Source organism: Peptoclostridium acidaminophilum DSM 3953, assembly GCF_000597865.1.
Classification (GTDB): domain Bacteria; phylum Bacillota; class Clostridia; order Peptostreptococcales; family Peptostreptococcaceae; genus Peptoclostridium_A; species Peptoclostridium_A acidaminophilum.
Genome location: NZ_CP007452.1, coordinates 1,155,685 through 1,175,624, shown reverse-complemented (window position 1 = coordinate 1,175,624; position 19,940 = coordinate 1,155,685). Strand labels below are relative to the sequence as shown.

Genomic DNA, 19,940 nt, shown 5'->3' with positions numbered 1-19,940 from the left:
TGTAGAAATATTCAAGGATGATTCGCTGCTCTCGAGAATCAAGCTGGTCGCCCTGAATGATGTGACTTTAAAATTTGACTATCTGATGCTCAAAATCGTCGGCCTAAAGGCAGCCAAGTTCATATCTGTTTTCTTTTCCGCGCTGCTTTGCCTTTGCCTTATAGTAAGGTTTGTCAATTTGAAAGTAAGAAGAAAAAAATCAAGATCGAGAAGAAGAAGGACATCGTACGATGTTGATAATATATAACCGCATGCCATCGTCTATAATTTAATTATTTATGTTTAAGTCTGTCCTTTTGGGGAATCCAATTAACAATGAACTTTATTATTAAGGAGGAGATTCCAATGATAAGATTGCTTCTGGACAAGGCTGGTTCTGGCAAGACTAAGAAAATGATAGACATGGCCAACGATGAAATCGGAAACCTTAAGGGGGAGCTGGTTTTCATCGACAAGGACAACAGGCATATTCACGACCTACATAGAAGCATACGCCTCATTCCTGCAAACGAATACGAAATCGACAGCCTTAGCAATTTTTCCGGATTTTTGTGCGGCATAATAAGCAAAGATTACGACATCGAAAAGATATATATCGATGACCTGAACAAAATCGTATCTGTAAACTGCAGCAATATCGAGCCTTGTTTAGAAGAACTTGAGAGAATTTCGCAAAAGTATGAAATCGAAATCATAATCTCCGCCACATCTGAAAACGAGTATGACGCCTCAAAATACGGACACTATTCATTGCTCGGCAGCAAACCAGCTATGACAGTTTAGGCGATTACGAAATAAGAGAATAAAAAAACTGTGGAATCAAGATCTGAAACCACAGTTTTTTTATTCATAATTTTATTTAAATATCCTGCTGCAAAGCGTGCATCCCGTAGGAGAGCTTGCAACGCCGCCAAGCGCTGTTTCCCTGAATTCCATAGGCAATCTTTTGCCCACCTCATACATGGACTGCACCACTTCATCAAAGGGCACTATGCTGCCTATTCCCGCAAGCACAAGCTCCGAGCTTATAAGCGCATTTGCAACGCCTATTGCATTCCTCTTCTGGCATGGAGCCTCTACAAGTCCAGCTATAGGATCACATATCAAACCCATTATGTTCTTGAGGCATATTGCAGCTGCGTCAAGCGCCTGCTCCGGAGTGCCTCCCATAAGCTCGACTATTCCGGCTGCAGCCATTCCCGCAGCAGCTCCTGTTTCAGCCTGGCATCCGCCTTCAGCGCCAGAAACAGTTGCATTTCTAGTTATTATTATTCCTATGGCAGCTGCTGTGAAGAGCGCATTTACTATTTCTTCGTCGCTCTTGCCAAACTCGTCGGCTGCCGTTATAAGAGCCCCCGGAAGTATTCCGCACGAGCCCGCTGTTGGTGCCGCCACTATAAGACCCATTGAAGCGTTTACTTCCATCACTCCCATCGCCGCTCCCATTGCTTTTGATACAATTGAGCCACAGACTGGCGCAGTGCTTTCTCTTCTTGTTTTTAGCTTTTTAGCCTCGCCGCCTATAAGGCCTCCCATAGAAACAAGATCTTCCGTAACTCCTCTTTCTACTGCCTTTCTCATGATCCTGTAGCTTTTATCCATGTCAGCTATTATTTCTTCCCTGCTTCTTCCGTATAGCTCCATTTCCCTAACTATGCATGCCTCGGCTATGCCTATGCCATTTTCTGTACACTTCTCAAGTAATTCTCTTCCAGATTTAAAATTCAATTTATTCACCTTTCCTTAACTGGATATTGTGCGAATTTTCAGTCCTTTTAAAGCCTTATTATGAATGCATCCTGAATAATAGCCTTATCCGATTTGATGTCCGCTACAACCGCATCAGGTATGTCATTGTCCGCTTCTATTATTGTGAATGCGTTTTCGCCTTTTTCTTCTCTGTAAATCCTCATGAAGGCTATGTTAATGTCGTTTTTTGCAACACAGCTTGTTATATGCGCTGCCGCTCCCGGCTTGTCCCATTGCTTTACTATCAAAGTTGAGAACGATCCTGTAAATTCAAGCTCCAGTCCGTTTATGCCTACTATCTTTATGTTGCCCCCGCCAATCGACTCTCCTATTACTTCGAGAGTAGAGCCATCGTATTTAGTCATTACGACCTTAACTGTATTGGGGTGGAACTCCTCGCCCAGGTTTGTGGGAATGAATTCAAATTCAAGTCCGTTTTCCCTGGCAATTTCAAAAGAATTTCTTATGCGCTCATCATCAGTGGCAAATCCCATGAAACCACCCACAAGAGCCTTGTCAGTGCCGTGTCCCTTGTATGTCTGTGCAAATGAACCGTGAAGATAAAATTTTACGCTTTTAATTTTTTCATGCGCTACTTTTCGAGCTGCCAGAGCTATCCTTGCGGCTCCCGCAGTATGCGAGCTTGAAGGACCTATCATTCTTGGTCCTATTACATCGAATACACTATAATTTTTCATATCTTCCCTCTTTCATGCCGATAATATTATGACTGCCGATATACTCGGCAGTCATATGTAAGCAAATTTACTAGTCAACAACAGCTATTGCTTCTATTTCAACCTTTACATCCTTAGGGAGCCTTGCAACTTCAACGCACGCTCTTGCAGGCTTATGGTCGCCAAAATACTTCTCATACACTTCATTTATTTTACCGAAATCATTCATGTCCTTTATGAAAACAGAAACCTTCACAACATCCTTTATTGAAGCTCCGGCAGCTTCAAGTATAGCTACAACGTTTTCAAGAGATCTTGCCGTCTGCTCCTGTACATCTTCCGAAACAAGCTCCATAGTTTCCGGAACAAACGGGATTTGCCCCGATACGAACACCATGTTTCCCGCCTTAACAGCCTGAGAATATGGGCCTACTGCTGCAGGTGCCTTCACTGTGCTTATGAATTCTTTACTCATTTCAATTCCTCCCCATCTTTTATATTATTGTCAATATTCTACAAATCAGAGCCATATTTATATTATATTATAATATAAATGCGATGCCTATCATAGTTAAATTAAAAACAAAGACCGCCTTTTGGCGGTCTACAGAGAACAATTATACTTGTTCTCTTAGCATATCGTCGTATGTCTGTCTTCTGACTGCAACCTTGACGCCTTCTTTGGAAACGAAAACCACAGCAGGCTTTCTTATAAGGTTATAGTTGCTGGCCATTGAATAGCCGTAGGCTCCTGTATAAAGCACAGCGAGTATCTCATCCTCTTCTATAAGAGGCATTTTAATTTCATTTATCAGTATGTCTCCGCTCTCGCAGCTTTTACCAGCTATCGCAACAGTTTCAACTTTTTCATCGTCTACCCTGTCTGCAAGCACAGCGTCATACTGCGCCTGGTAAAGCGCCGGTCTTATGTTGTCAGCCATTCCGCCGTCTACTGCAACATACTTTTTCACTCCCGGAATTTCTTTTATCGCTCCTACAGTATATAGCGTCACACAGGAATTGTTGACCATAGACCTGCCCGGCTCTATAATAAGCCTTGGCTCCTTTATTCCGAGTCTGGCGGCGTTTTCAGCGGCCGATTTAAGTATTGTTTCAACGTACTCCTCTATTTCAAGGGGATTGTCGCCGTCAATATAGTAGCAGCCAAAGCCGCCTCCCAGGTCTAGTTCCTCAAGCTTAGCCCCGGTTTCATCCATTATCTCCTTGTAGAGTCCAAGCATGACCCCTCCGGCATCATAGAAAGGATCCAGGTCGAATATCTGCGAGCCGATGTGGCAGTGTATCCCCTTGAGGTCGATGTTTTCGAGCTGCATCGCCATTTTTGCCGCCTCGATGTATTGCTTTTCAACTATCGAGAATCCGAATTTAGAATCAATCATGCCTGTTTTTATATAATCATGAGTATGTGCATCTATTCCCGGAGTTATGCGCAGTATAACGCTTGAAACCCTGCCCTTGCTCCTTGAAATTTCGTCTATCAGGCTGAGCTCCCTGAAATTGTCGGCCACAAATCTGCCTATTCCAAGCTCAACGCCCAGTTCAATCTCTTCCCTGGTCTTGTTGTTCCCGTGGAAAAGAACCCTCTCCATGGGGAAACCTGCCTTAAAAGCTGTGTAAAGTTCTCCAGACGACACCACGTCCAGAGAAAGCCCTTCCTGATTCATGATCCTGCATATTTCAAGAGTCAAAAAGGCCTTGCCGGCATAAGTTACAATGTTCTTGCCCCTTTCGAAGCTGTTTTTGAATCTTCTTGCATTGTCCCTTATATAGTCCTCGTCGTATACATATAAAGGCGTGCCGTATTCCCTCGCCATGTCAGAAAGCTTTCTGCCCTGCAGGCAGAGACTGTTGCCTTCTACGCTATAATTTCCAAAAGTTATCATTAGCACCTCTCCCGGCTTAAAGATTGAATTCCCTGGCTATTATTTCCACTGCCTTGCTCTTGTCTTCCCTCTTTATAGCGCATGTTATCTTTATTTCAGATGTTGTAATCATCTTAACCTGAACGCTGTTTTCCTTGAATATCTTGAATATCTTCGAAGCCACCCCCGAAGTTGTCTTCATGCCTATCCCGACAACCGAGAACTTGGTGATGTCCTCATCAACTATTATATCTTCCTTTGAAGCAAACTTCGACACTGTATTTATGCACTCGTCCAACTCCTCGGCAGGTATTGTAAACGACAGGTTCACTTTTCCATGAAGCGGGGCTGTCTGGCTTATTATGTCTATGTTTATTTTCTTGTTGGCTATAGATTCGAATATGTCAGCCAGCAGATTTATGTCAAAATCTATATTTTCCAGAGTAACCGCCACATCGGCGTCAGATACTGCTATTCCTGTTATAGGCTTGTTTTCCATGTTTTTAACCTCCCTAATGTATGTTCCCTTAGTATCGCTGCAGCTCATGCCCACGTATATTGGTATGTTGTACTTTTGTGCCAGCTCAACCGACCTTGAATGCATTACCTTGGCTCCCAGAACTGAAAGCTCCACCATCTCCTCATAGCTTATCTCTTCGAGCTTCTTGGCTTCACTGTAAAGCCTTGGGTCTAGTGAGTATATGCCTTCCACATCGGTGTATATCTCGCATACGCCTCCCACTCTTGCAGCGATTGCCACTGCTGTCGTATCCGATCCGCCCCTGCCAAGAGTTGTCAGGTCGTATGATTCGGATATCCCCTGGAATCCCGCGACTACAACAATCCTTCCTTCCTCAAGATGTTTTTTTATGACGCTGTCATCTATGCTCTGTATTATTGATTTGCCGTATGTCCCGTCTGTCTTTATGGCTATCTGGTATGCATTCAGAGATACCGCGTCATGGCCCATTTCCTGTATCGCCATTGAAAGCAGCGAGCTCGAAACCATCTCTCCTGTGGATATAAGCGCGTCAAGCTCCCTCTTGCTTGGCTTTTCGCTTATGCTCTTTGCAAGTGCTATAAGCTGGTCTGTACTTTTACCCATTGCGGAGACTACAACAACCATAGAATCTCCGGCTTCCTTGCGCTTGATAACAGTCGATGCTATGCATTTTATTTTTTCTGGCGTAGCAACCGAACTTCCCCCGTACTTTTGAACAACAATATTCATCTCAACACCTCCAAAAATTAAAAAAATGCAACAAAGGTTTTGCCCAAGCTGCATTCATATAAGCACTCGACAAACCCTTTTAGCTCTCCATCCTGATTCGGATGACAACCATACGCATGTTCTACGCACAGCCAGGATGATTAGATGGCACTAATCCTCCTTCGGCTTCAATTCCTTTCATTCCTCTTCACAGCTTGCCGGCTCCGCGGAAATACTCTTAATTAAAGCTCCTCTAAACAAGGTCAAATCCAATAACGAATATTCAATTATGTAAATTACTTAACGTCTAATATTCTACTATACATACTGCCTTTTTACAACATTAATTTTAAATTATCAGAAAATAATCGATATATCATATCATTCCCATGATAAGATGGTATGCAACAGGCACGAGTATAGCCGGCAGAAGATTTGCAATCTTTATCTTGCTGACACCGAGTATGTTAAGGCCTATCCCCAATATGAGCAAGCTTCCCACAACGCTCATATCGGATATTACCTGCTGCGTTAGTATGCCCTTGAGAAATCCGGCCCCGAGAGTTATCGCGCCCTGGTATATTAGCACTGAAATGGCCGATATCATCACTCCTATGCCCATTGTGGATGCGAATATTATGGCAGACACACCATCCAGAACTGATTTTGCAAACAGCGTGCTGTGGTCGCCCTTGAGCCCGCTTTCTAGCGCCCCCACTATCGCCATCGCTCCAACGCAGTATATTAGCGTGCAGCTTACAAAGCCTTCCGCAACCTTGCCGCCTCTTCCCTTGAAGAGTTCCTCGAGGCGTTCCCCAAACCTTATCAGCTTATGGTCTATATCTATTACTTCGCCAATTACACCGCCTATGACTATGGAGAATATAACAAGCAGCAGGTTGGCTTCCTCGAGAGCTCCGCTAATTCCGATGAGGACTACGCACAGCGCTATCCCCTTTATTACAGTGTCGCTGAACTTTTCTGTGTTCATTCCCCTTATCATTATCCCGGCAAAACTGCCCGCAACTATCGCAGCCACATTGACTAGTGTTCCAATCATTCAATCGCCCCCGTTTTAAAAAAGACGGGGATGTCTCCCCGTCTTAGCTTGATTTCTATTTCACGACTATGTTAACAAGCTTTCCTGGCACAACTATGAGCTTTGCTATGCTCTTTCCATCCACAAGCTCCTTAATTCTGCCGTCATCCAATGCAAGCTTTTCCATCTCTTCCTTTGAGACTCCCGACGGTATGCTCATCTTGCCTCTAACCTTGCCGTTTATTTGTATTACCACCTCAACCTCATCCTTTATGAGCGCATTTTCATCATATGAAGGCCATGCCTGCTCATGAACGCTTCCCTGCTTGCCGCTCATCTCCCACAGCTCTTCTGCCGCGTGAGGTATGAATGGCGCTATCATAAGAACAAGGCTATCAAGTGATGATTTGAGAAGCTCCGGCTTTCTGCCTGGAAGGTCCTTGTACTTGTACATCTCGTTGATTAGCTCCATAAGCGCAGATATTGCAGTGTTGAAGTTGAATCTTCCCGAAACGTCGTCTGTGACTTTCTTTATGGCTGCGTTAAGCGCGTAGCTCATCTGCTTGTCTTCCTTTGTAAATTCAGATGAAGCGGCTGCGCCGTCCATTTCAAATATATCGCTGGCAAGCCTCCATACCCTGTTTATAAATCTGTAGCAGCCTTCAACAGCCTGGTCTGACCACTCAAGATCCCTCTCAGGCGGAGCCGCGAACAATATGAAGAGCCTTGCAGTGTCTGCGCCGTATTTTTCGATTATCTCTATAGGGCTTACAACATTGCCCTTGGATTTAGACATCTTTGAGCCATCCTTAAGTACCATGCCCTGAGTAAGCAGGTTTTTGAACGGTTCGTCAAAACCGAGCATTCCGCAGTCCCTGAGCGCCTTTACAAAAAATCTCGAGTACAGAAGGTGAAGTATTGCGTGCTCTACTCCTCCTATATACTGGTCTACCGGCATCCAGTTTTGAACCAGCTGCTTGTCAAAAGGCAGGTTCTCATTCTTAGGATCTATAAATCTCAGGAAATACCACGATGAATCTATGAAGGTATCCATTGTGTCGGTTTCCCTCTTCGCCTTTCCGCCGCAGCAAGGACATTCAGTATACATGAACTCCTCTGAGGTTGTAAGCGGAGATTCGCCCTTGCCGCTGAATACTACGTCTGTTGGCAGCATCACAGGCAGGCTCGCTTCCGTCACTGGCACTATGCCGCATTTGTCGCAGTATACAACAGGTATAGGGCAGCCCCAGTATCTTTGCCTTGATATCAGCCAGTCTCTGAGTCTGAAGTTTACAGTCTTATTGCCTATGCCCATTTCTTCCAGCCTGGCTGTAATCCTCTCTCCAGCCTCCTTGTAGTCTAGTCCGCTGAACTCTGCCGAGTTTATGGTTTTGCCGTCTTCGTCTATTACATCTATTATATCTATTCCGTATTTAGTTGCGAATTCCCTGTCCCGCTCGTCGTGCGCAGGCACAACCATTATGGCGCCTGTTCCGTAATCGGCAAGCACGTAGTTGGCTATGTATATAGGCACCTTGGCTCCGTTTACAGGGTTTATGGCATATCTGCCTATGAAAACGCCCTCTTTTTCGGCTTCGTTTGAGGTTCTCTCTATCTCGCTCATGAGCTGCATTTTAAGCTTGAACTCTTTCACCGGCTCCTCGTACTTTGTACCCGCAACAAGCTGGTCCACATATTCATGCTCAGGAGCAAGCACCATGCAGGTAACGCCGTATATGGTGTCCGGCCTGGTTGTGAATATCTTCATGCTCTTGTCGAAGCCTTCTATCGGGAAGTCAGCCTCGGCGCCTATGCTCTTGCCTATCCAGTTTTTCTGCATAGTCTTTACCTTGTCAGGCCAGCCGTCAAGCTTGTCAAGATCTGCAAGCAGCTCCTCAGCGTAGTCGGTAATCTTAAGATACCACTGCTCCAAGTCTCTTTTGACAACAACAGATGAGCATCTTTCACATTCTCCGCCTACAACCTGCTCGTTGGCAAGCACCGTCTCGCACGAAGGGCACCAGTTCACAGGATATTTCTTCTTGTACGCAAGACCTTTTTCGAAGAACTTGAGGAAAATATGCTGCGTCCACTTGTAGTAGTCGGGATGGCATGTGCCTATCTCTCTGTCCCAGTCATAGCTAAGGCCTAGCAGCTTCAGCTGTGTTCTCATTTCATCCATGTTCTCCATAGTCCACTTGTAAGGGTGAAATCCATGCTTTATTGCCGCATTTTCAGCAGGCAGTCCGAAAGCATCCCAGCCCATAGGGTGGAGCACATTATATCCGTTCATTTTAAGGAATCTTGCAACTACATCGCCTATAGAATAGTTCCTTACGTGACCCATGTGAATCTTGCCCGAAGGGTAAGGAAACATTTCAAGCACGTAGTACTTAGGCTTTTCATTTTCAACTGTTTTAAAGGCTTCAGTTTCATCCCATATTTTCTGCCATTTCTTTTCTATGCTGCTAAAATTGTATGTTGACATACTGCACCTCCTGTTTTTTCTCAAAAAATAAAAAGTCCTCTCATCCCGGTTAGGGACGAAAGGACTAGATCTTTTCGCGGTACCACCCTAATTGGACCAATAAAAAATCAGTCCCTCTCAAAGGCTATTTAAAGGCAGCCAACCCGAGGAAATTTGCCTGGCAAGTTCAAGGGCTTCATATGCTGGTTTTCACCGTACACCAGCTCTCTGAGAAACAATGAAAATCCTCTACTGCTCCAGACTTCCTCATTATATTGAACTGTTCATTAGAAATTATTATATAAAAACTGTTGCCTAATATCAAGTGCTAAGATTAAATTTAAAGATTTTCGATTTTTTCGTCCTTGGCATCCTTCCATATTCGTTCAAGGTCATAGAATTTTCTTTCCTCACCTTTAAATATATGAACTATAATATCACCAAAATCAAGGAGTATCCATGCCGCGCTTGCAAGGCCTTCCCTTCCCCTTGCAAAAACTCCTCGTTTTGCAAGGTTGTCTTCAATCTCCTTGACTATAGCCTTCGCCTGTCTGTCCGAGCCTGCAGTTGCTATAACAAAGTAGTCGGCAATTGGCGAAAGTCCGCTCAGGTTGAGTATTTTTATGTCTTCACCCAGCTTGTCATCTATGGACTCGTAAATAGTCTTTACAAGCGACCTGATTTCATCATTCATTATAATCACCCCTTTACTCTACAGGGAATATCTGAGCCTTGATTTCGTCCAGCTCGTCCATATCCGCCTGATAATAAGCCACGCCCCCTATTGTTGCAGGCTCGCCCGGCAGCGTCACCTTGGTTATATCGTCTGCGTTCACTTTTTTGCCCTTGTAGGCTATTTTCACCATGTCGTTGACCTTCATATCAGATTCCACATACATGTGAAGCGTCTCGATGTAGTCAGGCACCTTGAGTATCGACGAAGGGCTAAGCACCTTCTTTAGCAGGGATTGCATGAAAGCCTGCTGAGATTGAATTCTGCCAAGGTCCTGATCGGGATAGCTTGGATAGCCTCTGTTGCCTTTTCTGAATCTCAAAAACTGCATGGCTTTTTTCCCATCGAGCACCTGAACGCCCTTTTGCAGATCTATGTGCAGCTGCGGTGTTGCATAAGGATCGTCATATTTCATCCTTATCGGCACATCCACCTCTACTCCGCCTATGTCATCCACCGTCTTGAAAAGAGCCTGGTAATCCACCTTTATGTAGTGGTGCACGGGCACTCCAAGAAGCTCCTTGACTGTTTTTACCGAAAGGTCTACCCCTCCGTACACGTGGGCTGAATTAATCTTTACATAACCACTCCTGCCCCTTAGCTTGACCCTGGTATCCCTCGGTATGGATATCATTGCCGCCGTGTCAGTCTTGGGGTCAAAAGAAAAAAGTATCATCGTATCGGTTCTTGTAGCTTCGTTACCTTCACCCTCGAGACTGTCAACGCCCAGGAGGAGTATATTGATTCGGCTTTGGTCCTTTTCGTCAAGTTCCACCGGATTTCCTGCAAAGTCGTCCTGAGCTGGAGCGCTATCTATTTTTGATGTTACAAAAATCAGTCCTGCACTCATAGTCATTGTGAATATAATGAACGATATGGCAAAGACCTTAACAAAGTATCTCATTATTTAGCACCCCGCATATTCTCCATCTGCTCCAATATAAAATTCCTGGCCTCAACAGTTCTTGTATGGAGTATTTTTTTTTGTGAAATCACATGCCTTATTGTATTGTCAAACGAAAGAAGAATAGCGCTGTCCAAATCCTCAAATGAAAGCTCTCGAAGAGTCTGGACTCCGGGATATTTTCTGCCTTCCTCTATAAAATCTGCCAGATATACTATCTTTTCCACATTTGTCATGTCAATTTTTCCTGTTGTATGAAAGCGAATTGCCGAAAGCACCTCACTGTCAGCCACTCCGAACTCTGTCATTGCCAGGTAGGCTCCGACAGCTCCGTGGGCCAGTTCAAGCTGCCTTGCCTCTATATCATCCAGCTTTATGTCATTGCGGCTTACATATTCATGCATTTCTGCCGAGTCCATATCCTTGCCGCAGTCATGCAAAAGAGCTGAAAGCTCAACCTTCTCCAAGTCGGCATTATACCGCTCTGCAAGCCTTCGCGCCACACTAAGCACCCCCATGGTGTGCTTGTATCTTTTGTGACTCAGCATTCCCTTAAGTTTTTCACTCATATCGCATATATTCATACAATCACCTGTACAGTTTATACTTGTATATATATTTTTCCACTTCTTCCGGAATCAAATATTTAATTGATGAGCCTCTTTTCGCCCTCTCTCTTATATCAGTTGATGATATGTCAAGCGAAGGCACATGCACATGGAGTATCTGCACATTGAACTGCCGCTGAATTTTTTCTATCTCCCTTTTGAACTCATCAATATCTATTCCGGGTCTAGTGGCTCCAACGACCCTGCAAAGCTTTAAGAGCTCGTCTACGCGGCTCCACGATTCGATGTCGCAAAGAGCGTCAGCACCCATTACGAGAAATATTTCAGAATCTTTATATTCCTCTTTAAGTATTTTCAGCGTATCAACCGTATACGAGAGCTGCTCCCTCTCGACCTCCACGGGCGAAACCTCAAAAGCATTGTTGCTGTTTGTGGCAAGCACTGTCATATTGTACCTGTGCTGCTTGTCCGCAATTTCACTTCGCCTCTTGTGCGGCGGTTTTCCCGAGGGTATGAAAAGCACCCTGTCCAGGGAAAATGCCTCCCTGACCGCTTCCGCCATGGCAAGGTGTCCATTGTGAATGGGGTCAAAAGTTCCTCCCATTATGCCTATCCTGTCTGCACCAGTTTTCATGTCCATCCTCCGTTTGAAATCACTAAATTATTATACATCATTTCGCATACAATTTGAAGTCATTTAGTGAATTCTGACGCCATAGGCATAAGAATACAAAAAAAATACCTGTTCTAAACAGGTATTGCTTTTGAGGTCAGCATTACTTTTTAGGAATGCTTATAACAGGTTTGTCTTTTGATTTTCTGTATATTGTGAACTTCGAGCCTATGGCCTGAACAAACTCGGCCCTTAAGCTCTGTGCAACTTCATTTGCACAGTCCTTTACGTCAAGGCCGCTGTTTTCAAGCACTGTAACCTTGACAATTTCTCTTGCCTCGAGGGCGTCTCCCAGCTGCTTTAAAAACGCGTCAGTAACTCCCTCTTTTCCTATCTGCGTTATGGGCTTAATCCCATTCGCAATAGACCTTAAAAATGCCCTTTGCTTTCCAGTAAGCACAGTATACCTCCAAAATTTATTCGTAGTATTCAAACTCAAGCTCGTATATCTTTACAAGGTCTCCGTCTTTGATTCCCATGGCTTTTAGCTTTTTGAAGATACCTTTCTTCTCAAGCACAGCCTGGAAATATCTTATGGACTCCATATCCTCGAAATTTACAGAGTAGAGCAGATTGTCAAGCGCCTTGCTTTCAATCACATAAGCCCCATCCTCAACTCTTATTTCGATTTCGGCATCACCTTGGTAAAGCGACTCAAGATTCGAAATTATTTCGTCCTTAGATACGACTTCGACTTCCTCAACTTCCCTGAGGAGCTGCACTGCATAAGCCACAACCTCATCTACGCCTTTTCTCGTGGCTGCAGACATCGAGAACACCCTGTAGCCTTTGCTTTCTATTTCAGCCTTGAATATCTCGTAGTTTTCCTGCGCGCCCGGAATGTCCATCTTGTTGGCAACTACGATCTGAGGTCTCTTGGCTAGCACTGCGTTATACTTTTCAAGCTCACCGTTTATCAGTTCAAAGTCCTCGACAGGATCTCTGCCTTCCATGCCTGACACATCGACAATGTGAATGAGCACCTTTGTCCTTTCGACGTGTCTTAAGAAATCATGCCCAAGCCCTGTACCCTCATGGGCACCTTCGATAAGGCCAGGTATGTCCGCCATCACGAAACTGTCTCCAAACTTAGTCTGGACAACGCCCAGATTTGGCGTAAGCGTAGTGAAGTGATAGTTTGCTATCTTCGGTTTTGCCTTTGTTACAATCGAAAGGAACGTCGACTTGCCAACGTTCGGGAAGCCTACAAGGCCAACATCTGCCAGCAGCTTGAGCTCAAGCACAATGAATCTTTCTTCGCCGAAGGTTCCTGCCTTTGCAAAACTAGGAGCCTGCCTTGTCGCCGTTTTGAAGTGCGTGTTGCCCTTTCCGCCTCTTCCGCCTCTGGCCACTATTACAGAATCGCCATCGTGCTTTAAGTCTCCTATAACAAGACCCGATTTCTCGTCCCTTACTATAGTTCCCGGAGGTACGACTATGACAAGCGTTTCGCCGTCCTTGCCGTGCATGTTGCTGCCTTTTCCGTCATCGCCAGCTTCTGCCGCATACTTGAGCTTGTACTTTAGGTCCATTAGAGTCCTTAGTGAATTGCTGGCCTTTATTATTACACTGCCGCCATTTCCTCCGTCTCCTCCGGCTGGCCCTCCGGCCGGTACGTATACTTCTCTTCTAAAGGCAACTGCGCCGTTTCCGCCATTGCCCGCTTTGACAAATATTCTCGCCTTGTCTACAAACATATATAATCACCCTTTTTTTAATATTACACGACAAAGCTTTGTATTTACGGACTGCATTAAATAAGGAGTGTCTAAAGACACTCCTTTAAGCTTTAAGCTGCTTACTCTGCAGCATAAATACTAACTTGTTTTCTTTTCTTGTCTTTTCTTTCGAACTTGACAACTCCATCTACAAGTGCAAATAGAGTATCATCCGATCCTTTGCCAACGTTGTTTCCAGGATGTATCTTTGTTCCTCTTTGTCTTACAAGTATGCTTCCGGCAGGAACTGTCTGTCCGTCAGCTCTCTTAACGCCAAGTCTCTTTGATATAGAGTCACGGCCGTTTTTAGAAGAACCTACTCCTTTTTTACTCGCGAACAACTGAAGATTCATATTGAAAAGCATGTGCTACACCTCCTTGCACTTAATCGTTACGTAGGAAGGATACCCTTGTTTTATGTTATTCATTCCAAGAATCATTGTTTCGACTATGGCATCAATCTTGATGCGCTTTTGCGAATCGGCTTCATCTGGAATTCTGCAAATGAGATATCCGTCTTCAATCTCGTATTTGCAGTCTAACCCTACGTATTCAACTAGTCCCATTATCGCTGTCTGGGCAAGCACTGATATTGCACAGCATACAATATCACGCCCATGTTCATCAAAATTAGCATGTCCCGAAACCTCGAATTCCAGAACATGTCCGGTCTTATGTCTCTTGATGCCTATTTCAATCATCTATCCTACTATCTTTTCTATCTGTAGCTTTGTGTAAGGCTGACGATGTCCTTTTTTAACTCTGTAATGCTTTTTAGCCTTGTATTTGAAAACTATGACTTTTTTAGCCTTTCCGTTTTCAACAACCTTCGCCTCAACCTTTGCACCTTCAACAACAGGAGTTCCAAGCTTTATGCTTCCTTCAGCAGAAAAAGCAAGAACCTTGTCCAGAGTAACTAGATCACCTTCATTTACATCTAGCTTTTCTACGAATATAAAATCGCCTTCTTGAACCCTGTATTGCTTTCCACCAGTTTCAACTATTGCGTACATACTGCACCTCCTCTATACCAGACTCGCCAGAATCAGGTAGCCCTAAGGCTTTAAAACCCACTCCGAGCGGTTACCTTATATATGTTACCAGAATAAAAATGTTTTGTCAATTTATTTCTATGAATGCCGCATAGGCTTTGGCCTTTTCAACAAGAGATCCCCTCTTCCCCATGCCTGCCAGTTCAAGACCGCCCTGCTGGACATTCGATGAGCTTGCCAGCAATAATCTCAAGCCGTAGGCCTTGGCAATCTCCCTGACCTCTGCAAAGTCATTCCTTGAAAACGATCCATAGTATTGCGTATTCAATTCGAACATTGCGCATTCAACGTCGGCATGTGTTTTTATGCGCTTAACTTCCTTTTCAAGAGAGTCCAGCAGAAAAATCCTGGACGTAATCTTCCCATTACCCCTGCAGCAGGGGCAATCCGCGAGCAGATGGACCGAAATCTCTCTTTTTTCATTTTTTCTCGAAATTTCCATGATTCCCAGCTCGGTAAATCCATATATTTTTGTCTTTCCATGCTCACTCGCAAAGCAGGCTCTCATCTTTCCAAGAAGCGCAGCTTTGTTTTGGGAGGATTTCATATCTATAAAGTCCACTAATACTATTCCGCCGATATCCCGCAGCTTTATCTGCATGGCTATTTCTTCCGCAGCTTCCATGTTGGTTTTGAAGATCGTATCCTCTGCGCTTGAGCCTTTTATGCTTTTTGCAGTATTCACGTCTATTACCGTCAGCGCCTCAGTCTTTTCAAATACTATGTTGCCTCCGCTTCTAAGCCATATCCGCCTGTTGCTTAGGCTCTTTATCCTCTTTTTGATTCCAAAGAAGTCGAATATGTCGCTGCTCTTGTCAAAAAGCTCTACCCTGGACATTACTTCTCTGCCTGCTTGTTTGAGATGAGACAGGGCTTCATTGTATATCCCCGAATCATTTACAATGAGCTGGTCGACTTCGCCGCTTAGTACAGCTTCCGCTGCCTGCTCTGCTATCGAATAGCCCTGGTATATTAGCTTTGGACCCATCCCAAGGAGCCCTTCCTGCCTTATGGACTCCCAGGCTGCCTGCAGCCTCTGTATGTCCAGTTTTAAATCCTCGAGCTCTGCGTCCTTGCCCTGTGTCCTTATTACAAGGCCGAATTCTCCCAGGGTTATACTCTCGCCCATAGCCTGTAGCCTTTCTCGTTCGCTCTGGCTTTCTATGCTTCTTGACACCTTCACAACATTTTCAAGCGGAAGATAGACCGCGTACTTTCCCGGAAGCGACACTTCCTGTGTCAGCTTTGCGCCCTTGCCTCCGTCTGCATCCTTTATAACCTGAACTATTACGTCCTCGCCCTGCCTGACCTTGATTTTCCCGCCCAGCTGCAGATATGCATTCTGAGCTTCTCCAATGTCGACAAAAGCTGCATTTATTCCATTAACAACCCTGCTAACTCTTCCGCGATAGACGTTTCCGACAAGGCTGATCTCATCCCTGCTGCTGATTGCAATTTCAAAAAGCTGGTCGTCGCTTAGCCTGACTCTTGTGGTTTGAAACATTCCCTTGTCTATTATTAGCTTATTCAATCCAAGCACCGCCATTTACAGTGGCGCGACAAGCTTGCCATCGCGCAGAGTGTATATGTCTATCCTTTGTATTGTTGAATCCTCAACATCGAACTTAAGACCCGTGTTGTCCCTTATAGTCTGGAGCAAGAGCTCCGGCTTGAGGTTTGAAACCGAGCCGCATGTGAGCACAGCGCTAAGATATACCTTGCCCTCTTCAACCATCAGTATGCCAATGTCCCTTATCATTTCCTTGACGTCGAGCTGCTTTATGTCACCCTTTTTAGTTCTCTTCTCAATAAATATGTTTTCAAGCTTCATATAGCCGTCAAGCTCGCTTTTTACTCCAGCTTCGTCCATATGCTCAAGCAATTCCATACACATTATATAACGTGCGTGGGTAACCTCTCCCATGAGCGCATTGACCTTGCCCTCCATGATCTTTGATATTACAAACTCTATGCCTTCTGGCAAAACTTCGTTCAGCCTGGATTTGAATTCCTCCGCATCCATTCCCTCTTCGATTTCTATGTCGACATACTCGCCCTGGCTTGCCGTTCCAAGCGAAAGAGCCTGTGCAAATGAAATTTTCGGATGCTGGTTGAAGCCCTGCGTGAATACAGGCTTTATCCCCGCTCTTCTTAGGGCACGCTCCAGCAGCCTCAGCAAATCCAGATGCGATATATATACCATGTCTTTTTCTTTTTTAAATTTGCTCCTTATAAGCGGCATTAGCACAATCCTCCCGCAATATCCAAATTGACTCCGCATCCAGCGCAGCCCTTTCTGCAGTCTGGAGTCAGCTCGCCTCTTTTGGCTTTTTCATTCTCGTCTATGAGAAACTGCTTACTGACACCTGTGTCTATGTGATCCCAAGGCAAAATCTCGTCGTAGCTTCTTCTTCTGTTGGCATAAAACTCCATGCTTATTCCGTTTTCTCTGAAGGTTTCTTCCCAAAGGTCGAACCTGAAGCTTTCCGCCCAGCCATCAAACTTGCAGCCTTTTCTGTATGCATCGAGTATTACCTTGCCAAGCCTTCTGTCGCCTCTGGCGAAAACTGCCTCAAGAAAGCTGGTCTTGGTGTCGTGGTATCTGTATGTTATGTTCTTGTTCCTTAGCCTGTCTGAAAGGTATCTTTGCTTTTCATTGAGAAGCTCCATGCTGTCCTGGGGCTCCCACTGAAACGGAGTGAAAGGCTTTGGCACGAAAGATGAAGTACTTATGGTGACATTAAAGTTCTTGCTGAGCCTTCCTCCGCTCACCTCTCTGAAATAGTCAATGACATTGTAGGCCAGCACCTTTATGCCGTGCAGATCCTCCTCTGTCTCTGTAGGCAGGCCTATCATGAAGTAAAGTTTGACGTTTTTCCAGCCTAGCGCGAACGCCTTCTTCATCGTTGTCTCAAGGTTTTCTTCGGTGATTCCCTTGTTTATTACGTCTCTTAGCCTTTGAGTTCCCGCCTCGGGAGCGAATGTCAAGCCGCTTTTTCTGACCTCCTGTATCTTCTGCGCAAGCTCCGACGAGAAATTGTCGAGCCTCAGAGAAGGCAGCGAGAGAGATATTTTTTCCTTTTCAGCGTACTCCCTCAGGATGTATTCCGTCAGTTCTTCTATATGTGAATAGTCGCTTGTGCTGAGCGACGAGAGCGATATTTCCTCATAACCCGTGCTGTCTACGAGTTTTTTGAGATTGCCCTTTAGGCTGTCCATGCTTCTTTCCCTTATCGGCCTGTACACCATTCCCGCCTGGCAGAATCTGCAGCCTCTTGTGCAGCCCCTGAAAACCTCGAGCATAATACGGTCATGTACAATATCTATATACGGCACTATTATCTTGTCCGGATAATAAGAAGTGTCCATATTTCTTATTATTCTCTTTTGCAGTATGGCCGGAACTCCGTCCTTTGTGCATGAAATGCCCGAGATGGTCGAGTCGTCATTGTAGGAAACCTCGTAGAAGCTTGGGATATACACGCCTTTGACGCTTCTGGCAATCTCGAGCAGAAATTCTTCTCTGTCACCGCCCGTTTTTTTCCACGCCTTATAGCTTTGCATGATTTCAGCTATGGCTTCCTCTGCCTCACCCAGCACGACTATGTCCGTGAAGTCGGCTATGGGCTCGACATTGTACGCGCACGGGCCTCCCACTATTATGAACGGATCTTCACTTGTTCTCTCATGTGCCAGCAGCGGAATTCCTGCAAGGTCAAGCATATTGAGAATATTTGTGTATGAAAGCTCATACTGCAGCGTGAATCCCAGAAAATCGAAAGCCTTCACCGGATGCCTGGATTCCAGCGCGAACAGCGGAACGCCATTTTCCCTCATCAGCTTCTCCATGTCGCCAGCCGGCGCGAAAACCCTCTCGCAATAGACGTCCTCCATGCTGTTGAGCAAATTATAAAGTATCTGAAGGCCCAGAAAGCTCATTCCTACTTCGTATGTGTCCGGAAATGAAAATCCGAATCTCACCGTATTCTCATCCACTTGCTTTTTGCATGCATTCATTTCATTCCCGATGTATCTGGCCGGTTTCTCGACCTTTCTGAGCAGCTTGTCGATATTTACTCTTTCCGTCATAATATTAAATAACCTCCAAATTAGAAATTGATTTTCTTTCTTCGCATGGATACGTTAAAGACGAGCCCAAGGGCCATAAGGCTGGTTACCATGGAGCTTCCGCCGTAGCTTACAAGAGGCAGCGTAACTCCCGTTACAGGCATGAGCCCCATTGTCATTCCTATGTTTTGAACGATCTGATACATGAACATAAAGAGCACGCCCGTGCTTACGAGTGTGCCGTAAAAGTCCTTTGAATTCTTTGATATTGATATTATGCGCTTTAGGAAAAAGTAAAAAAGCACAACCAATATGCATGCGCCTATAAATCCGAACTCCTCGCCCAGCACAGCAAATATGAAGTCAGAGTCCTGCACAGGCAAAAAATCGTACTGGTTTTGTGTTCCCTTAAAAAGGCCCTTTCCGAAAATTTTGCCCGAGCCTATTGCTATCATGGACTGTATGACCTGGTAATTGCCTTCAAAACTGGGATCTCCCGGATGTATAAATGCGTCTATTCTGACTTTCTGGTGGGCTTCTAGGAAAGGATATATGGCCGGTATTGAAACTATGCCGGCTGCCGCAATTTTTGCTACCATTTTGAGATTGATTTCGCAGACAAACAGCATCCCGAATATTATAGAAATGAAAACTATTGCCGTTCCAAGATCCGGCTGCTTGAGTATAAGCAAAACTATGGGTGCTGCGTATGCCGCTATCGGCACAAGATCCTTGAATGTGTTGATCCTTCCCTTCTTGTCTTCCAGGAATTTTGCAAACGAGACAATGAATCCAATCTTGACAAGCTCTGAAGTCTGCAAATCTATGAAACCCAGATTTATCCATGACCTGGCTCCAGCTCTGGCTATGCCAAGACCCGGCAGGTAGACAATAAGCAGCAAGAGTATGTTGGCTATATATATGTGCTTTTGATACTTTGCAAAGCCGTTGTAGTCAAAAAGCATCATCAATGCCATGATTGCCATACCAATTATAAATGAAGCTCCCTGTATCTTGAGCTGTCTGTTGAATCCGTCTATATTGGAATGCGTCGCGCTGCTTAGTGCAACCATGCCTATGCAAAATATGGCGCAGACAATAGCCAACAGTTTCCAGTCAAAAGCCTTCAGTTTTCTAAATTCCATATGTTCCTCCAGAAGTCTGTTCGAAAATAAAAGGAAATTCCATAGCGGAATCC

General features: G+C 44.8%; 22 protein-coding genes, 1 riboswitch and 1 other annotated feature. Of the genes, 2 read left to right on the top strand and 20 right to left on the bottom strand.

The window, feature by feature from the left end:
- Nucleotides 1-61 precede the first annotated feature (61 nt).
- Both EAL2_RS14775 and EAL2_RS05880 read left to right on the top strand, forming a co-directional pair.
- Nucleotides 62-247 carry a hypothetical protein gene (locus EAL2_RS14775; protein ID WP_051489094.1) on the top strand — a complete coding sequence of 62 codons (186 nt, stop codon included), beginning with the start codon at nt 62-64 and terminating at the stop codon, nt 245-247.
- 98 nt (nt 248-345) lie between these two features.
- Entirely contained in the window at nt 346-783 is a 438-nt protein-coding gene (locus tag EAL2_RS05880) for a hypothetical protein (RefSeq protein WP_025435476.1), read from the top strand.
- 72 nt (nt 784-855) lie between these two features.
- On the opposite strand, the gene sdaAA is transcribed toward EAL2_RS05880, so the two are convergent.
- The 20 genes from sdaAA to rodA all read right to left on the bottom strand — a co-directional run bounded on the left by sdaAA (nt 856) and on the right by rodA (nt 19,887).
- The gene (sdaAA, locus tag EAL2_RS05875) at nt 856-1,728 is read right to left on the bottom strand and encodes an L-serine ammonia-lyase, iron-sulfur-dependent, subunit alpha (RefSeq protein WP_025435475.1); all 873 of its coding nucleotides are present in this window, start codon (nt 1,726-1,728) and stop codon (nt 856-858) included.
- A gap of 47 nt (nt 1,729-1,775) precedes the next feature.
- On the bottom strand, nt 1,776-2,447 hold the full coding sequence (gene sdaAB / locus EAL2_RS05870) for an L-serine ammonia-lyase, iron-sulfur-dependent subunit beta (protein WP_025435474.1): 672 nt from the start codon (nt 2,445-2,447) through the stop codon (nt 1,776-1,778).
- A 70-nt stretch (nt 2,448-2,517) separates the two neighbouring features.
- Complete coding sequence (locus EAL2_RS05865; RefSeq protein ID WP_025435473.1) at nt 2,518-2,901, bottom strand: RidA family protein; 384 nt, start codon at nt 2,899-2,901, stop codon at nt 2,518-2,520.
- 142 nt (nt 2,902-3,043) lie between these two features.
- Nucleotides 3,044-4,330, bottom strand: coding sequence for a diaminopimelate decarboxylase (gene lysA / locus EAL2_RS05860; protein WP_025435472.1), 1,287 nt, complete (start codon nt 4,328-4,330; stop codon nt 3,044-3,046).
- Nucleotides 4,331-4,346: 16 nt separating this feature from the next.
- Nucleotides 4,347-5,540, bottom strand: a complete 1,194-nt coding sequence (locus EAL2_RS05855; RefSeq protein WP_025435471.1) for an aspartate kinase — start codon at nt 5,538-5,540, stop codon at nt 4,347-4,349.
- Nucleotides 5,541-5,612: 72 nt separating this feature from the next.
- Nucleotides 5,613-5,783, bottom strand: a riboswitch (Lysine riboswitch).
- A 112-nt stretch (nt 5,784-5,895) separates the two neighbouring features.
- Nucleotides 5,896-6,579, bottom strand: a complete 684-nt coding sequence (locus EAL2_RS05850; protein WP_025435470.1) for a DUF554 domain-containing protein — start codon at nt 6,577-6,579, stop codon at nt 5,896-5,898.
- A gap of 55 nt (nt 6,580-6,634) precedes the next feature.
- Nucleotides 6,635-9,046 carry a leucine--tRNA ligase gene (gene leuS, locus EAL2_RS05845; RefSeq protein WP_025435469.1) on the bottom strand — a complete coding sequence of 804 codons (2,412 nt, stop codon included), beginning with the start codon at nt 9,044-9,046 and terminating at the stop codon, nt 6,635-6,637.
- Between the two features lie 48 nt (nt 9,047-9,094).
- Nucleotides 9,095-9,294: a binding site (T-box leader), on the bottom strand.
- 71 nt (nt 9,295-9,365) lie between these two features.
- Nucleotides 9,366-9,719 carry a ribosome silencing factor gene (gene rsfS / locus EAL2_RS05840; RefSeq protein WP_025435468.1) on the bottom strand — a complete coding sequence of 118 codons (354 nt, stop codon included), beginning with the start codon at nt 9,717-9,719 and terminating at the stop codon, nt 9,366-9,368.
- 13 nt (nt 9,720-9,732) lie between these two features.
- Nucleotides 9,733-10,662 (bottom strand): LCP family protein, encoded by a 930-nt coding sequence (locus EAL2_RS05835; RefSeq protein ID WP_025435467.1) that lies wholly within the window; start codon nt 10,660-10,662, stop codon nt 9,733-9,735.
- Nucleotides 10,662-11,231 carry a bis(5'-nucleosyl)-tetraphosphatase (symmetrical) YqeK gene (yqeK, locus tag EAL2_RS05830; RefSeq protein ID WP_158408900.1) on the bottom strand — a complete coding sequence of 190 codons (570 nt, stop codon included), beginning with the start codon at nt 11,229-11,231 and terminating at the stop codon, nt 10,662-10,664. Before yqeK ends, EAL2_RS05835 begins: the two co-directional genes overlap by 1 nt.
- 19 nt (nt 11,232-11,250) lie before the next feature.
- A complete protein-coding gene (gene nadD, locus EAL2_RS05825; RefSeq protein WP_201770163.1) occupies nt 11,251-11,865 on the bottom strand; it encodes a nicotinate-nucleotide adenylyltransferase in 615 nt (204 codons plus the stop codon).
- 142 nt (nt 11,866-12,007) lie between these two features.
- Complete coding sequence (gene yhbY / locus EAL2_RS05820) at nt 12,008-12,304, bottom strand: ribosome assembly RNA-binding protein YhbY (protein ID WP_025435464.1); 297 nt, start codon at nt 12,302-12,304, stop codon at nt 12,008-12,010.
- A gap of 16 nt (nt 12,305-12,320) precedes the next feature.
- On the bottom strand, nt 12,321-13,601 hold the full coding sequence (gene obgE / locus EAL2_RS05815; protein WP_025435463.1) for a GTPase ObgE: 1,281 nt from the start codon (nt 13,599-13,601) through the stop codon (nt 12,321-12,323).
- 101 nt (nt 13,602-13,702) lie between these two features.
- A complete protein-coding gene (gene rpmA, locus EAL2_RS05810; protein ID WP_096325238.1) occupies nt 13,703-13,987 on the bottom strand; it encodes a 50S ribosomal protein L27 in 285 nt (94 codons plus the stop codon).
- Nucleotides 13,988-13,990: 3 nt separating this feature from the next.
- Complete coding sequence (locus EAL2_RS05805; RefSeq protein WP_025435462.1) at nt 13,991-14,323, bottom strand: ribosomal-processing cysteine protease Prp; 333 nt, start codon at nt 14,321-14,323, stop codon at nt 13,991-13,993.
- Nucleotides 14,324-14,635, bottom strand: coding sequence for a 50S ribosomal protein L21 (gene rplU, locus EAL2_RS05800; RefSeq protein ID WP_025435461.1), 312 nt, complete (start codon nt 14,633-14,635; stop codon nt 14,324-14,326).
- A 106-nt stretch (nt 14,636-14,741) separates the two neighbouring features.
- Nucleotides 14,742-16,205 (bottom strand): Rne/Rng family ribonuclease, encoded by a 1,464-nt coding sequence (locus EAL2_RS05795; protein WP_025435460.1) that lies wholly within the window; start codon nt 16,203-16,205, stop codon nt 14,742-14,744.
- A 15-nt stretch (nt 16,206-16,220) separates the two neighbouring features.
- Entirely contained in the window at nt 16,221-16,916 is a 696-nt protein-coding gene (locus EAL2_RS05790) for a TIGR03936 family radical SAM-associated protein (RefSeq protein WP_025435459.1), read from the bottom strand.
- On the bottom strand, nt 16,916-18,763 hold the full coding sequence (locus tag EAL2_RS05785) for a TIGR03960 family B12-binding radical SAM protein (RefSeq protein WP_025435458.1): 1,848 nt from the start codon (nt 18,761-18,763) through the stop codon (nt 16,916-16,918). The genes EAL2_RS05790 and EAL2_RS05785 overlap by 1 nt, the downstream gene beginning before the upstream one ends.
- A gap of 20 nt (nt 18,764-18,783) precedes the next feature.
- Entirely contained in the window at nt 18,784-19,887 is a 1,104-nt protein-coding gene (rodA, locus tag EAL2_RS05780) for a rod shape-determining protein RodA (protein WP_038601840.1), read from the bottom strand.
- Nucleotides 19,888-19,940 lie beyond the last annotated feature (53 nt).

Coding starts and splice junctions, on each gene's coding strand:
- EAL2_RS05805 (WP_025435462.1), bottom strand. CDS start 14,323: ATGATTGAAATAGGCATCAAGAGACATAAGACCGGACATGTTCTGGAA.
- EAL2_RS05880 (WP_025435476.1), top strand. CDS start 346: ATGATAAGATTGCTTCTGGACAAGGCTGGTTCTGGCAAGACTAAGAAA.
- lysA (WP_025435472.1), bottom strand. CDS start 4,330: ATGATAACTTTTGGAAATTATAGCGTAGAAGGCAACAGTCTCTGCCTG.
- nadD (WP_201770163.1), bottom strand. CDS start 11,865: ATGAAAACTGGTGCAGACAGGATAGGCATAATGGGAGGAACTTTTGAC.
- EAL2_RS05855 (WP_025435471.1), bottom strand. CDS start 5,540: ATGAATATTGTTGTTCAAAAGTACGGGGGAAGTTCGGTTGCTACGCCA.
- leuS (WP_025435469.1), bottom strand. CDS start 9,046: ATGTCAACATACAATTTTAGCAGCATAGAAAAGAAATGGCAGAAAATA.
- EAL2_RS05865 (WP_025435473.1), bottom strand. CDS start 2,901: ATGAGTAAAGAATTCATAAGCACAGTGAAGGCACCTGCAGCAGTAGGC.
- obgE (WP_025435463.1), bottom strand. CDS start 13,601: ATGTTTGTAGACAAGGCGAGAATATTTGTCAAAGCGGGCAATGGCGGA.
- rsfS (WP_025435468.1), bottom strand. CDS start 9,719: ATGAATGATGAAATCAGGTCGCTTGTAAAGACTATTTACGAGTCCATA.
- EAL2_RS05785 (WP_025435458.1), bottom strand. CDS start 18,763: ATGACGGAAAGAGTAAATATCGACAAGCTGCTCAGAAAGGTCGAGAAA.
- yqeK (WP_158408900.1), bottom strand. CDS start 11,231: ATGAGTGAAAAACTTAAGGGAATGCTGAGTCACAAAAGATACAAGCAC.
- EAL2_RS05790 (WP_025435459.1), bottom strand. CDS start 16,916: ATGCCGCTTATAAGGAGCAAATTTAAAAAAGAAAAAGACATGGTATAT.
- rplU (WP_025435461.1), bottom strand. CDS start 14,635: ATGTACGCAATAGTTGAAACTGGTGGAAAGCAATACAGGGTTCAAGAA.
- EAL2_RS05835 (WP_025435467.1), bottom strand. CDS start 10,662: ATGAGATACTTTGTTAAGGTCTTTGCCATATCGTTCATTATATTCACA.
- sdaAB (WP_025435474.1), bottom strand. CDS start 2,447: ATGAAAAATTATAGTGTATTCGATGTAATAGGACCAAGAATGATAGGT.
- rpmA (WP_096325238.1), bottom strand. CDS start 13,987: ATGCTTTTCAATATGAATCTTCAGTTGTTCGCGAGTAAAAAAGGAGTA.
- rodA (WP_038601840.1), bottom strand. CDS start 19,887: ATGGAATTTAGAAAACTGAAGGCTTTTGACTGGAAACTGTTGGCTATT.
- EAL2_RS05850 (WP_025435470.1), bottom strand. CDS start 6,579: ATGATTGGAACACTAGTCAATGTGGCTGCGATAGTTGCGGGCAGTTTT.